11 protein-coding genes and 1 other RNA gene are annotated in these 13,703 nt (G+C 41.0%); 11 read left to right on the top strand and 1 reads right to left on the bottom strand.

Annotation, left to right across the window (positions count from 1 at the left end):
- The first annotated feature begins 107 nt into the window (after positions 1–107).
- The 11 genes from Q1B03_RS02630 to Q1B03_RS02580 all read left to right on the top strand — a co-directional run bounded on the left by Q1B03_RS02630 (position 108) and on the right by Q1B03_RS02580 (position 11,842).
- Positions 108–2,372, top strand: coding sequence for a DEAD/DEAH box helicase (locus tag Q1B03_RS02630; RefSeq protein WP_299737895.1), 2,265 nt, complete (start codon positions 108–110; stop codon positions 2,370–2,372).
- A gap of 17 nt (positions 2,373–2,389) precedes the next feature.
- Positions 2,390–3,673, top strand: a complete 1,284-nt coding sequence (locus Q1B03_RS02625; RefSeq protein WP_299737893.1) for a ribonuclease H-like domain-containing protein — start codon at positions 2,390–2,392, stop codon at positions 3,671–3,673.
- 335 nt (positions 3,674–4,008) lie between these two features.
- Complete coding sequence (locus Q1B03_RS02620; protein WP_299737890.1) at positions 4,009–4,371, top strand: CotD family spore coat protein; 363 nt, start codon at positions 4,009–4,011, stop codon at positions 4,369–4,371.
- Positions 4,372–4,628: 257 nt separating this feature from the next.
- On the top strand, positions 4,629–5,186 hold the full coding sequence (locus tag Q1B03_RS02615) for a DUF1273 domain-containing protein (RefSeq protein ID WP_299737889.1): 558 nt from the start codon (positions 4,629–4,631) through the stop codon (positions 5,184–5,186).
- A gap of 117 nt (positions 5,187–5,303) precedes the next feature.
- Positions 5,304–5,612, top strand: coding sequence for a cell division regulator GpsB (gene gpsB, locus Q1B03_RS02610; RefSeq protein ID WP_299737887.1), 309 nt, complete (start codon positions 5,304–5,306; stop codon positions 5,610–5,612).
- Positions 5,613–5,672: 60 nt separating this feature from the next.
- Positions 5,673–6,059: RNase P RNA component class B (gene rnpB / locus Q1B03_RS02605), an RNA gene on the top strand.
- 150 nt (positions 6,060–6,209) lie between these two features.
- A complete protein-coding gene (locus Q1B03_RS02600; protein WP_299737885.1) occupies positions 6,210–7,349 on the top strand; it encodes a class I SAM-dependent RNA methyltransferase in 1,140 nt (379 codons plus the stop codon).
- A 97-nt stretch (positions 7,350–7,446) separates the two neighbouring features.
- A complete protein-coding gene (locus tag Q1B03_RS02595) occupies positions 7,447–7,620 on the top strand; it encodes a hypothetical protein (protein ID WP_299737883.1) in 174 nt (57 codons plus the stop codon).
- A 204-nt stretch (positions 7,621–7,824) separates the two neighbouring features.
- Positions 7,825–9,750 carry an ATP-dependent DNA helicase gene (locus Q1B03_RS02590; RefSeq protein WP_299737881.1) on the top strand — a complete coding sequence of 642 codons (1,926 nt, stop codon included), beginning with the start codon at positions 7,825–7,827 and terminating at the stop codon, positions 9,748–9,750.
- A gap of 87 nt (positions 9,751–9,837) precedes the next feature.
- Positions 9,838–11,352, top strand: coding sequence for a carboxypeptidase M32 (locus Q1B03_RS02585; RefSeq protein WP_299737879.1), 1,515 nt, complete (start codon positions 9,838–9,840; stop codon positions 11,350–11,352).
- Between the two features lie 22 nt (positions 11,353–11,374).
- Positions 11,375–11,842 carry a GyrI-like domain-containing protein gene (locus tag Q1B03_RS02580; protein ID WP_299737877.1) on the top strand — a complete coding sequence of 156 codons (468 nt, stop codon included), beginning with the start codon at positions 11,375–11,377 and terminating at the stop codon, positions 11,840–11,842.
- 213 nt (positions 11,843–12,055) lie between these two features.
- Here the strand turns inward: Q1B03_RS02580 and Q1B03_RS02575 are convergent, their stop codons facing one another.
- Complete coding sequence (locus Q1B03_RS02575) at positions 12,056–13,702, bottom strand: b(o/a)3-type cytochrome-c oxidase subunit 1 (protein ID WP_299737875.1); 1,647 nt, start codon at positions 13,700–13,702, stop codon at positions 12,056–12,058.
- Position 13,703: the final 1 nt, after the last annotated feature.

The raw sequence follows: 13,703 nt of genomic DNA, 5'->3' as shown, positions 1-13,703 counted from the left end.
TTTCGATCCTTCACTTTCTAATGGGATAAGGATGGTAAAGTAATCCTGTTTTTTTTACTTTAGTTTCGAACATAGATTCGGTAAAATGAATAGAAGAGGTGATACCTGTGTTTAAGAAAAACAACCTTGAACAGTTGATCGAACATTTTAAAAAAGACGATGATTTTAATAAGCAGATAGTTCACTGGCATACTATAGAGGAAAAATCAGCTCAATTGGTCGATCTGCCATATGAGATAAATGAAAAAATAAAAAAAGCATTGCAAAAAAGAGGAATTGAAAATCTTTATACCCATCAACATTCCGCTTTTCAGCTGGCAATGGAAGGAAAAAGCTTTACTGCGGTGACTCCTACAGCCTCGGGGAAGACCCTTTGTTATAATCTTCCTGTATTACAATCGATTATGGACAACCCAGATGCACGAGCGTTATATATTTTTCCTACTAAAGCACTGGCACAAGATCAGAAAGCTGAGTTGAACGAAATCATTTCAGAGGCAGAAGCTTCTATAAATAGCTATACATATGACGGTGATACCTCTGCTAATATACGCCAAAAGGTTAGGAAAGCAGGGCATATTGTCATAACGAATCCCGATATGCTCCACTCAGCGATTCTTCCTCATCACACAAAGTGGGTTTCTCTTTTTGAGAATCTAAAGTACGTTATTATCGATGAACTTCATATATATAGGGGGGTTTTTGGTTCCCATGTAAGCAATGTGATCAGGAGATTAAAACGAATTTGCGAGTTTTATGGAGCTTCTCCCATATTCATCTGTACTTCGGCAACGATTGCAAATCCTAAAGAGCTGTCAGAGAACTTGACCGGTACAGAAATGAATTTGATTGATAATAACGGTGCACCCAGTGCCAGAAAGCATTTCGTTTTCTACAATCCCCCTATTGTAAATAAACCGTTGAATATACGCAGGAGTGCGACACTGGAGGTAAGGAGAATTGCTGGTGAGCTATTGAAGAATAAGGTGCAAACCATCATATTCGCCAGAAGCAGGGTGAGAGTGGAAATTATCCTTACCTACTTACAAGAATTAGTGAAGAGCCAATTAGGAGCGAAATCAATCAGAGGGTACCGGGGAGGATATCTTCCAACTCAACGCCGGGAAATTGAAAAAGGCTTACGATCTGGTGAAATCTACGGAGTTGTTAGTACGAACGCTCTTGAATTAGGGGTCGATATCGGACAATTACAAGTATGCATCATGACCGGCTATCCAGGAACGATCGCAAGTGCTTGGCAGCAAGCGGGAAGAGCAGGGAGAAGACATGGGGAATCTCTGGTGATCATGGTAGCAAGCTCAAGCCCATTAGATCAATTCATAATTGAGCATCCGGATTACTTTTTCGAGCAAACGCCTGAAACTGCGAGAATCAACCCGGATAATTTGATTATTCTCATTGATCATATTAAGTGTGCTGCCTATGAGCTTCCCTTTAAAGAAGGTGAACAATTTGGTAAGCACGACATAGAAGATATTTTAGAATTTTTAGTAGAAGAGCGGGTGGTTCATAAGAATGGTGAAAAATGGTATTGGATGAATGATGTATTTCCTGCCCATAACATCAGCCTCCGCTCAGCTTCCCAGGAAAATGTCATCATAATTGATCAAACCGACACCTCAGCCGTTAAAGTAATAGGGGAGATGGACCGTTTCTCCGCCATGACCTTATTGCACGATGAAGCGATTTATTTACATCAAGGGGTTCAATTCCAAGTAGAAGAACTTGATTGGGATGAAAAGAAAGCGTATGTAAGGGAAGTTGATGTGGATTATTTCACAGATGCCAATCTAGCTGTACAATTGAGAGTACTGGAAACAGACAAGCTTCGAACGTCAGAAATGTATGATGTAGCATATGGGGACGTAACTGTTCAAGCAATGGCAACGATTTTCAAGAAAATCAAATTTGATACGCACGAAAATATTGGATCAGGGCCTATCCATCTGCCTGAAGAGGAACTGCATACGAGTTCCAGCTGGGTTTCATTAAAAGATGATGCTTCATTTAGTCAGGAGCGTCTGGAAGAAGGACTTATCGGGGCAGCTCAAAGCTTGAAATCGATTATTCCATTATTTGTTATGTGTGATCCAAGCGATATTTTCGTAGTCCCTCAAATAAAGGCTGCACATAATGAACAGCCTACGATCTTTATTTACGATCGGTACCCCGGGGGAATCGGGTTAAGTGAAAAGGTGTATGAACAGATGGAGAGAATCCTCCTTGAGACATCTAACATGATCGAGAGATGTCCGTGTCAAACTGGCTGTCCTTCGTGTATTGGAACGGATCATTCACTGGACACGGCCAAATTGGATGCATTAAAGCTTCTTCATCTTTTCCTTCAATAAGAGAAGGAGGGAACGAATTGTCTCTTAAAAATAAATTATCAAGAATGAAAAAACATATTATTAGAGAAGACGAGGCTGAAGAGAAGAAAGTTCAGCATTTGGTAATAGAGCAGGAAGCGAGAGATTTCCCATTTATTGATTTATGGAAACAAAATGGTACGGCTGCCTACTATATAGACGGTGATTTTTGTCTGGTCAGGGAGAAACGATATTCAATCGATCATCAGCATGGGGATTACACATTTAAGGATTTTATTAGAGCGGTGGATGCTTGGCAAGACTTTACCGGTGAGCATCCATTGTCTTCTAAAGGTCTTAATCATGAAGAAATGTTTTTCTTCGATACGGAAACGACCGGTTTAGGTGGAGGGGTAGGAAATACGATCTTTTTATTAGGGCATGGGAAAGTGACAGAAACAGAAGTGATCGTTACCCAGCACTTTTTGCCGCAGCCGGGAAGTGAAATACCTCTCTATCACAGTTTTTTAAGTAATGTGGATTATAACACGCTTGTGACGTATAACGGTAAAGCGTTTGATTGGCCTCAAGTAAAGACAAGGCATACCCTCATTAAAGACCATGTACCCAAATTACCTGCATTCGGACATTTTGATCTTTACCATGGATCCAGAAGACTTTTTAAGCACAAGATGGAATCCGTTAAGTTAATTAACGTTGAGCGTAAGATTCTTGGATTTAATAGAGTTGATGATGTTCCGGGTTATTTAGCACCTATGATCTATTTCGATTATATAGAGCGTAAAGATCCAGAAGGTATTTTTAAGGTTATGACCCATAATGAGCTGGATATTTTGTCGTTGATCACTCTTTATACGCATTTAACTTTTCAATTATTGAATGTCCATAAGCAATCAACTGGACATGAGCGGTTCGAAGTCGGCAGGTGGCTTGAATACACGGGAAACAGAAAGATGGCAAAAGAACGTTACCAAGAGATAATAAATGAGAATGATGGTCCGAATTATGAAGCAATGCACCATCTCGCCCTTCAATTCAAAAAAGAGAGAGAAGAGAGTAGGGCGATTGAGTTATGGGAAGAAATGTGGAAAGAAGCCCCTATTTCGATTAGAAAAGTCGTATTACTGGAACTGGCTAAAGTATATGAACACAAAACAAAGAATTTAAAGCTTGCGTTGGATAGATGTGAACAGCTTGAAACCTTGATGTATGAAACCAAAGAGTGGAACAGCGAAAAACACGAAACCTTTATAGGGAAACTTCACCATCGAATGAGCCGATTGACCAGAAAAATAAATAAGAAATCAGACCTTCCAACCTAGTAACACCAAAACTTTTAAAATATACTAAAAAAATGGTTCAATCTCCTTATTTTTATATTGAGAATTTTCAAAAGAAGTTGTAAAATAGTTAATTGTGTTGAAAATATTTAATATTTAGATGGGATGATGAAAATGAACCGGGCAATCTTAATTTTGTTCTTTGTCGTCATTGGTTTAACGGCTTTTGTTTTTACCAATTATCCGGAAACTTTATATAGCTTTATGTAAGATAACGAATTGTTTTCCTAAAAATAGGTATTTTCATTAGTACATGTACCCTCTCCCTTTCATAGGCTATTAGTGTAACGACTAAGAGATGAAAGGAGAGCGTTTCAATGTATAAAAGACCAAGACCTAATCAAGTACTTCCTGCAGTCATGCACCCGACGAAATGTTGTGTGAAGCATACATGCAATACCTATGAGGTGCCACACATTCACCCAACTCACACGACGAATGTAAATAATGTTATGTATCAACATAAACATTATTTCCCGCAAACACAATCACAAGTAGACAGTGTTTCACACCAACATTTTAATTGTGGCGGTGGACCAGGTGGACCAGGTGGACCAGGTGGACCAGGATTTGGACCAGGAGGACCAGGAGGACCAGGATTTGGACCTGTTGGCCCAGGAGGACCGGGATTCGGACCTCGTCCAAGACCACCTTTCGGACCGTATGGCATGGGACGATAATATCCAGAGTGAAGATAACAGAGGGATGCCTCTAAGAGATTAGTTTCAAATGCAGAGTGGCACGTCGTGTTACTCTGCTAAAGTGACTAAGGCTTATTAGAGTCATCTCTTCTTTATGATGGTAAATAGTATATGATATTAAGGATTGTTGACCTGGCATATCGTGAAATATGTTACAATAGAGTGTAAAGGATTGGGGTATACTAAGCTTTAAATAGACATGTTTGCCCCGAAAGTTTACTGAAGGAGTTTTGCATTTGAGTAATGTTGCATGCATAACCGGATATAAATCCTTTGAGTTAGGAATTTTCAAGCAGGATGACAAAGCGGTTTACTACATAAAGCAAGCTCTAAAGAAAGAATTAGTATCTCTATTGAATGAAGAATTAGAATGGATACTCATTAGTGGGCAGCTTGGCGTTGAACTTTGGGGGGCAGAAGTGGTGTTTGAACTTCAAGAAGATTATCCTGATCTTAAACTGGCTATACTGACTCCTTTTTTATCTCAAGAGGAAAACTGGAACGACCAGAATAAAGAATACTATGAACTCATCCTTTCTCAAGCGGATTTTGTCGAATCAATCTCGAAAGAACCCTATAAAAGTCCTCAGCAGTTTCGAAACAAAAATCAATTATTCTTGCAAAAAAGCCAAACGTTGGTGATACTGTATGATGAAGAAAAAGAAGGATCACCTAAGTACTTCTATCAAGAAGCGAAGAAAAAGAAAGAGTCCGATCCATCTTTTGAAATTAGGGCGATTACATTCCATGATCTGCAATGGGTCGTCGAAGAAGAGCAGTGGAAGAATGAGTAGAGGATGCTTTATCACTCATTAACCATTCGGAATTATATGAGCCCCGAATAACAATTACAATTGACAAAATGATGGTTATTTGAAAAAATGATAGTGATAAATATAGAGGTGAAAATAATGATCTCAGATAAAGTGAAATTAACGGCTAAGGATATCCTTGAAAAAGAATTCAAAAGTGGAATGCGGGGATACAAGCAAGAAGACGTAGATAAATTTTTAGATTTGATTATTAAAGATTATGAAACCTTTCATCAAGAAATAGAAGATCTTCAACAAGAGAATCTGCGATTGAAGAAGCAAGTAGAGGGAGCCAGTAAGCAACGGTCCGCTGCTCCAACTCAGCAGACAGGCACAACGAATTTCGATATCCTTAAGCGCTTGTCTAATTTAGAAAAACATGTATTTGGAAACAAATTATACGACTAATATTTCCAGTTGAATTATTAGAAGAACTACAGTATAATTAGATATTGCTGATCCTTAATGGTGTTTGGGTAATCGCTGCAACTTATAGTTGTAGAGGAAAGTCCATGCTCGCACGGTGCTGAGATGCACGTAGTGTTCGTGCCTAGCCAATTCATAAGCTAGGGCAGCTCAAGCTTTGAGTTGACGGCAGGGAAAACACCTAAGTCCCTTGGGATATGGTGTGACTACCTTGAAAGTGCCACAGTGACGAAGTCCTGTTAGAAATGGCAGGAGTGGAACGAGGTAAACCCCACGAGCGAGAAACCCAAAATTAGGTAGGGGAATCCTTTCGGAGGAATTGAACGAAGAGAGGGACAAAGGAGCTTCCTTTGTAGATAGATGATTACCACCCGAGTACGAGACGATAAGTCGCTTGTAGTACAACGGAACAAAACATGGCTTACAGAACACTATTACGGGATAAGAGCAATATGGATTAAATAATGCAAGTGACTGATACATGCAGGTAATACACTGCTTCTTTGTATCAGTCCTTTTTATTTTATGGGAAACAAGACAATACTATTAAATAGAGATACTTAATAACGAGGTGACAATATGAGTACATATACATTAATAGCGACTGCAGCGATGGGGCTGGAAGCGATTGTTGCGAAAGAAGTGAAGGACCTGGGCTACGAATGTCAGGTGGAGAACGGGAAAGTCATCTTCAAAGGGGACGAAACGGCTATCGCAAGAGCCAATATGTGGCTAAGAACTGCTGATAGAATTAAGATACTCGTTGGAGACTTTAAAGCGTACTCCTTTGATGAACTATTTGAGAATACTAAGAAACTGCCGTGGGAGAATTTCCTTCCTGTAGACGCAGAATTCCCTGTGCAGGGGAAATCCGTTAAATCAAAGCTATACAGTGTACCTGATTGCCAGGCCATCGTGAAAAAAGCAATCGTTGAACGATTACGTACAGCATACAAACGTACATCTTGGCTTGACGAAACTGGCCCCTTGTTTAAAATTGAGGTGGCGATCCATAAAGATGTGGCAAGCATCACCCTCGATACCAGTGGACAAGGTCTTCATAAAAGGGGATATCGAATCGGTCAAGGTGAAGCTCCTTTAAAGGAAACGCTGGCTGCAGCACTGATTCAACTAACGTCCTGGAATCCTGATCGTCCATTTGTGGATCCATTCTGCGGGTCAGGTACCATTCCGATCGAAGCGGCATTGATCGGTCAAAACATCGCACCTGGATTTAACCGAGAGTTCTTGTCAGAGCAATGGCCGATGATGCCTGATGATGTATGGGAAAAAACGCGTCTGGAAGCAGAAGATTTGGCTAACTACAACCAGCCCCTTGAAATATTGGGTACTGATATCGATCACCGAATGATAGAGGTGTCGAAAGAGAATGCCCTGGAGGCAGGTCTTGGAGATTTGGTGAAATTTAAACAAATGCAAGTAAGAGACTTCACTTCAGAATTGGAATATGGCATCATTGTCGGAAATCCTCCTTATGGTGAACGTTTAGGTGAACGTAAAGAGGTGGAGAAAATGTATCAAGAAATGGGAAAGGCCTTTGAAAAACTGGAAACCTGGTCGGTATACATGATGACGTCCCATGAAAATTTTGAGCAATGCTATGGAAAGCAAGCAACCAAAAAACGTAAATTGTTCAACGGGTTTATTCGAACGGATTATTATCAATATTGGGGACCTCGTCCTCCGAGAAAAGGGTAAACATTTCAAGTCCAAGAAAAAAAGATAAAGAAGGTCAGAATATCCCCTTCACTTCCTGCGTATAATAGTTCTATCATTTTTAGAGGAGTGAAAGAGGATGGACCATTCTTTCATCGATTACCAAAAAATCTATCAGGCATTACAAAGCTCTATTTCTTCCATTTCAGGTGAAGAAGGAGCAGCCATTCAACCAGACTTACACGAAGCAGCGAAAAACCTGGATCAGGCTTTTCAATATGAATTGTTAAGAAAAAAGAGAATATACGACTGAGTGTATTCTAAAGGAGACTAGGGACATCCATTCAAGTGGTAGATCTACCCTTGATATGGAGCGTCTCTTTTCTTTTGTTAAGGGCATCGGAAAAGCTTTGAATGAAAGGCTCATCTTAAGAGCCACGAATAAATTGCGTTTTTATCTTTTCAATTCGTAAGAATTCTAGTAAATTAGAAATATTGTGTCACGTAGGAGGTCCCCATGAGAAGAAAATTACCATTTGAACTAACCAAGGAGCAATCCTTTTATGAAGCATTATCCGATTGGGTCGGTGATGTATTTTATGATCTATTACCTGAAAAGGGATTTGATTTAAGGGATGAACAGGTATTTATGGCCTTTCAACTTAATCAAGCCTATAAAAATAAGCAAGTCATGTATGCGGAAGCAGGTGTCGGTACGGGCAAAACCCTTGTATACCTCTTATATGCGTTATCCTATGCCAGGTATACAGGAAAACCTGCAATCATTGCATGTGCCGATGAAACACTCATTGAGCAGATTGTGAAAAAAGAGGGGGACATCCAAAAGCTTGAACATGCCCTGGATTTAGACATAGATGTTCGTTTGGCAAAGTCGAGGGAGCAATATCTTTGCATAAAGAAATTAGAAGAAAATGTTTCTCAAAATGAAGTTTATCAAGATATGTGGGAGGAATTGCCGGACTTCGTCCATGACAATTCTTCTATGAGAAGCTTCAGTCATTACGGGGATCGTAAAGAATATGCCGGGTTGTCAGATGAAGAATGGAATCATGTAGGCTGGGACTCCCTTCAGGACTGCATGTCCTGCGTCTATCGCCATCGTTGCGGCCTTACGCTTCACCGTGAACACTATCGGAATGCGGCTGACTTGATCATCTGTTCACATGATTTCTATATGGAGCATATCTGGACCAAGGACAGTAGAAAACGGGAAGGTCAGCTGCCACTTCTGCCGGAAGCAAGCTCAGTCGTCTTTGACGAAGGTCACCTATTGGAATTTGCTTCTCAAAAAGCGATGACTTACAGGATGAGGATGGAGACACTTGAAGGACTATTAGAGAAGCTGTCTTCATCGGATATGAGGGAGGAGACCCTTTATATCATTGAAGATATCATGCTCGACAATGAAAAGTGGTTCGAGCTACTCGAGAAGGAATCCAAAGGGGAGTCAGGCTCCGATAGACAATACATCATTCGTTCAGAAGCCATATTACAGCAGGGCAGGTCTATAACGGAGAAAATCGAAAACCTCTTGAATGAGCTCGTTTTTGAATCTGAAATGTACGTTATGGATGATTATCTTTTAAAGGTAGTGGAAGAATATCTGGAGCAGATCCAGTATTCGTTGAAACTGTTTTTAGATGATGAAAAAGGAATCTACTGGTTGGAAACATCAGAGGAAGAGCACACCTTTGTGGTGATGCCGAGATTAGTCGAGGAAATTCTTAGAGAACAAGTTTTTTCTCAAAATATTCCATTTATTTTTTCTTCGGCAACCCTTTCCTATAATGGAGACTTCTCTTATGTTTCTCAATCGCTTGGGATTGAGACATATGAAAAATTTTCAGTGGAATCACCTTATGATTACGAAGACATGATGAAAGCGTATCTTCCTTCACTGGATGCCGGAGTACATTCCAAAAATCAGTATGTATTTGACAAACTGAAGAGTAATCAAGGGAAATCGTTGGTTCTTTTCACCTCCATGGATGAAATGAATGCATTTAGGTCGTTTCAGATGCAACAGGCTGATCAGGCATGGAATGTAATCTATGAAGGGGACAGAGAGATCAGTGATACGGTAGAGCAGTTCCAGCAGGAAACGTCCACGGTCCTGTGCTCATATCACTTATGGGAAGGATTGGACGTGCCAGGGGAGTCCCTTTCACAGGTCATTATCTACTCGCTTCCATTCCCTCCAAAGGACCCTGTCTTTGATGCGAAACGAAAGCATGCCACTCATTCTATGGAAGAAGTTGATATTCCTTACATGATCCTTCGCTTGAGACAGGGAATCGGACGTCTGATTCGGACGAGTGAAGACAAGGGGAGCATCCATATTCTGATGAATGACGCGGAAACATCACATAGAGAATTGGTAGAATCAGTTTTACCCGTTGGAATTGAAGTGTTGAACGCATAGTCAATAGAAGTTAAAACCGCCTTAATGGGCGGTTTTTTTGTGATATGATAAAATAGATTGAATGTTAAAAAAAGGGGGATTTTAAAAATGAAAGAATCAGTAATAGAGACAAAAGATCAATTTCATGATTATGTTAAAAAAATGTCTGCCTACAACGAAGCACTTGGTTTGATGTTCTGGGATTTACGGACCGGCGCTCCAAAAAATGGTGCAGAGCAGCGGTCAGAAGTCATCGGGATGCTTTCATCTGAGCTGTTTGAAATGTCCACTTCCAATGAAATGGCCGCTTACTTAGCAAAACTCTCTCCAGAAATGGATCAGTTGGATGATATGACACAAAAACTATTAGAAGAGTGTCAAAAAGAGTATGATCGCAATAAAAAAATTCCTGCATCTGAATATAGGGAATACGTCGTGTTACAGTCTAAAGCTGAAGGAATCTGGGAAGAAGCGAAAGAAAAAGCGGATTTTACCATGTTTCAGCCTTATTTAGAAAAGCTTGTATCCTTTACGAAACGCTTTATTGATTATTGGGGCTACGAAGATAACAAATATAATACGCTATTGGATATGTATGAGCCAGGTGTAACGATAGAAGTGTTAGATAAGGTATTTGGCGACCTTCGGGATCAAATTGTTCCACTTGTACATAAAATTTCTGAATCGAAAAATAAGCCACAAACCGATTTCCTTTTCAAACACTTTCCAAAGGCTAAGCAAAAGGCTTTCAGCTTAAAGATCCTTGAACAAATGGGATATGATTTCAACTCTGGAAGACTGGATGAAACGGTACATCCGTTTGCGATTGGTTTAAATCCTGGTGATGTTAGGGTAACAACTAAATATGACGAGAAGGATTGGAGAACAGCCGTATTTGGAACGATTCATGAAGGTGGACATGCCCTTTATGAACAAAACATTTCAAAGGACTTGATGGGCACACCACTATGTACGGGAACGTCCATGGGAATCCATGAGTCTCAATCCCTGTTTTATGAAAATTTTGTAGGGAGAGATCATTCTTTCTGGAAGAAGAATTATTCGCTATTGAAGGATTACTCAACTGGACAGTTTGATTCTGTGGAACTGGACGATTTCTATCGGGGGATTAATGAATCCAAACCTTCGTTAATTCGAATTGAAGCAGATGAATTAACGTACGCTCTACATATCATCATCCGCTATGAAATTGAAAAAGGATTATTTAATGATGAGATTGACGTGAAGGATCTTCCTGAAATCTGGAATCAGAAATATGAAGAGTACTTAGGTATCCGTCCTTCCCATAATGGTGAAGGAGTCCTCCAGGACGTTCATTGGGCCGGTGGAAGCTTCGGTTACTTTCCGTCATACGCATTAGGATATATGTACGCGGCACAGTTTAAGCGTGCCATGTTAAACGATCTTCCTCATTATGAAGAGCTGTTGGAAGAGGGGAATCTTGCTCCCATCAGAGAATGGCTGACCAAGAACGTCCATCAGTGGGGCAAGATGAAGAAACCGCTGGAAATCATCAGGGAAGTTACCGGAGAAGGGCTTAATGCAAGGTACTTGGCCGAGTATTTAACTGAGAAGTATTCAAAGGTATATTCCTTGAATTAACGAATACAATGGAGGCAAAATCATGGAAATTAAAGTTGCATCGCTAGAGGATAAATTGCTGGTAGGAATAGGGTGGACTGGACCGTATGGAAGAGGGTCTGAGATTCCTAGACTGTTTACCAAGTTTCAACAGATGATCCCATCCATTCACCACATCAATGGAGATGAATGCATATACGCACCTTTCCATGACAGAGCGACTGATTTTACGTATTATTGTACCGTAGAGGTTGATCGTGTGGAAAAGCTTCCACCGGGGTTATTGGAACTAACTCTCCCTGCAGGCGATTATGCTCACGCTCTATATGAAGGGCTGTCAACGGAAGTCGAGCAGGCCTACTTTTCGATCTTTAACTGGATTAAGGAAAATGGGTATGAAAAAGACAACTCCAGACTGAGTGTCGAGAAATTTTTGTCTCAGGACAGGGAAATCAACGAAACGGAAGACAAAAGGAAATTAGAGTTGTTTGTTCCAATTAAAGAGAAATAGAAAAGAGGCTGCCGTTATGTGGCAGCCTCTTTTCTTTATATCATTTTGATTTTTTCGCCCCAGGGCAAGCCGCCTCCGCTTTTCTGATTGTCGAGCTCCGGCGGCTTGGGGCTCGAGGTCATAAGCCAAGTAACCCAAAAAGGCAAAGAGCGCCTTTCCGGGTTACTCGTCTTATGCTTGTCGCCCCAGGGCAAGCCGCCTCCGCTTTTCTTTTTACCACAAACGATAGCCCTTGGATGCAGGTGGTGCATTTTGAATCATGTCGATGAATGGAACGGTGTAGGCAACAAGAATGAGAGCTGCTAAGATGGTTAACCAAATTCTCCAGTTTTCAAGGACCATTGGACTCCTCTCGGCCGCTTCCGCTTTTTCACCTACCGGGAATTCTTCTTCTCCTTTAGGTGCGAAGAATGCCAGATTGATAAAGATATATAGAACCAGGATAATCCCGATAAAAAGAATCGTTCCCCCGATCGCTTGTGCGACTTGATATGGAATCCAAGCAAGGGCTTGCGGTGCATCCCCATAAGTCGAAAAAGAAGATCGTCTTGGCGCGCCCAGTAGGCCGACAGCATGCATGGCACCTGACATAATACCCATTCCTACAGACCAAACAATGGCTTGCACGATCGCCAGTTTGTTCATTGCTTTCGTTAAGACGCGTCCCGTTAAATGAGGTACGAGCCAATAGGCAATACCGAAAAACGTTAACACAACGGAAGTTGCCAAAGTTAAGTGGAAGTGGCCCGTAACCCAAATGGTATTATGAACAACCTGGTTCATTTGGTTAGATGCATTGATTAATCCACCTGCTCCCGCAGGGATAAAGGCCACCATGCCGATAAAGGGTACGGTAAAGCGTGCATCTCCCCATGGTAACTTCTTAAACCATCCAAACAATCCGGTAGCTCCTTTGGATCTGCCGTACATTTCAAAGGTAGCGAAAAGAGAAAATGCAGTCATCAAGGAAGGTATGACAACCATAAAGGTAAGAACAACCTGTAGAAACTTCCAATATGCGTCAATTCCAGGTTCCACTAATTGGTGATGGAAACCTACCGGGATAGAGAATAGAAGGAACAAAATAAATGAAAGTCTGGCTAACGAATCTGAAAATATTTTTCCGCCAATGATTTTTGGAATAATGACATACCATGCCATATAGGCAGGCAGCAGCCAAAAATATACAAGGGGATGACCGAAATACCAGAATAATGTTCTGCTTACGAGCACATCTACTCGATCAACGAGGCCAAGAGACCAAGGAAGGAGCTGGAATAAAACCGTTCCTGCCACACCAATGGTGGCGACAATCCATAAGACGGTATTGATGATGGCCATGAATGTTAACAGAGGGCTTGGTAGTCCAGGGTTTTCTTTTCGCCAGCTTACATATTTGATGATCATGCCGGCCCCGCCTAACCAGCTTCCAACAACGACGAAAGTCAAACCTAAGTAAAATATCCAGTGTGCCTGCAGGGGAGCATAGAAAGTATAAAGTACAGTTGCTTCATTTAATAGAATCATAACAGCGGCCATGATTGTACCAAGAAGCATGACCCAGAATCCTAACCAGCCAAACAAGCGCGATTTTCCAGAATAGGTACCGGAAGTTCGGGAAATGGCAGCATGCTGGAATCCAAGGATAAAGAAAGTGGTTAATACCAATCCCAATAATACGCCGTGAACCGTTAAGACCTGGTAATAGCCAATCCCTGCAGGCAAAATGAATTTGCCTGACCTTACCAACACTTGTAATAATCCAGCCAATCCACCTAGAGCCAAGGCAATAAAGCCAACATAAATATGTGCCATCGCCAAAGTAGCATCTTTTTTCTCAATTCTCACAAATCGTTTCATT

Source organism: uncultured Rossellomorea sp. (assembly GCF_947488365.1).
GTDB lineage: Bacteria > Bacillota > Bacilli > Bacillales > Bacillaceae_B > Rossellomorea.
The sequence above is the reverse complement of the archived record's forward strand: the minus strand, read 5'-3'. Positions and strand labels throughout refer to the sequence as shown.

What these genes read in the sequence shown, in the direction of transcription:
- Q1B03_RS02580 (WP_299737877.1), top strand. Translation starts at nt 11,375, where the DNA reads ATGGAAATTAAAGTTGCATCGCTAGAGGATAAATTGCTGGTAGGAATA.
- Q1B03_RS02585 (WP_299737879.1), top strand. Translation starts at nt 9,838, where the DNA reads ATGAAAGAATCAGTAATAGAGACAAAAGATCAATTTCATGATTATGTT.
- Q1B03_RS02600 (WP_299737885.1), top strand. Translation starts at nt 6,210, where the DNA reads ATGAGTACATATACATTAATAGCGACTGCAGCGATGGGGCTGGAAGCG.
- Q1B03_RS02595 (WP_299737883.1), top strand. Translation starts at nt 7,447, where the DNA reads ATGGACCATTCTTTCATCGATTACCAAAAAATCTATCAGGCATTACAA.
- Q1B03_RS02575 (WP_299737875.1), bottom strand. Translation starts at nt 13,702, where the DNA reads ATGAAACGATTTGTGAGAATTGAGAAAAAAGATGCTACTTTGGCGATG.
- Q1B03_RS02620 (WP_299737890.1), top strand. Translation starts at nt 4,009, where the DNA reads ATGTATAAAAGACCAAGACCTAATCAAGTACTTCCTGCAGTCATGCAC.
- gpsB (WP_299737887.1), top strand. Translation starts at nt 5,304, where the DNA reads ATGATCTCAGATAAAGTGAAATTAACGGCTAAGGATATCCTTGAAAAA.
- Q1B03_RS02590 (WP_299737881.1), top strand. Translation starts at nt 7,825, where the DNA reads ATGAGAAGAAAATTACCATTTGAACTAACCAAGGAGCAATCCTTTTAT.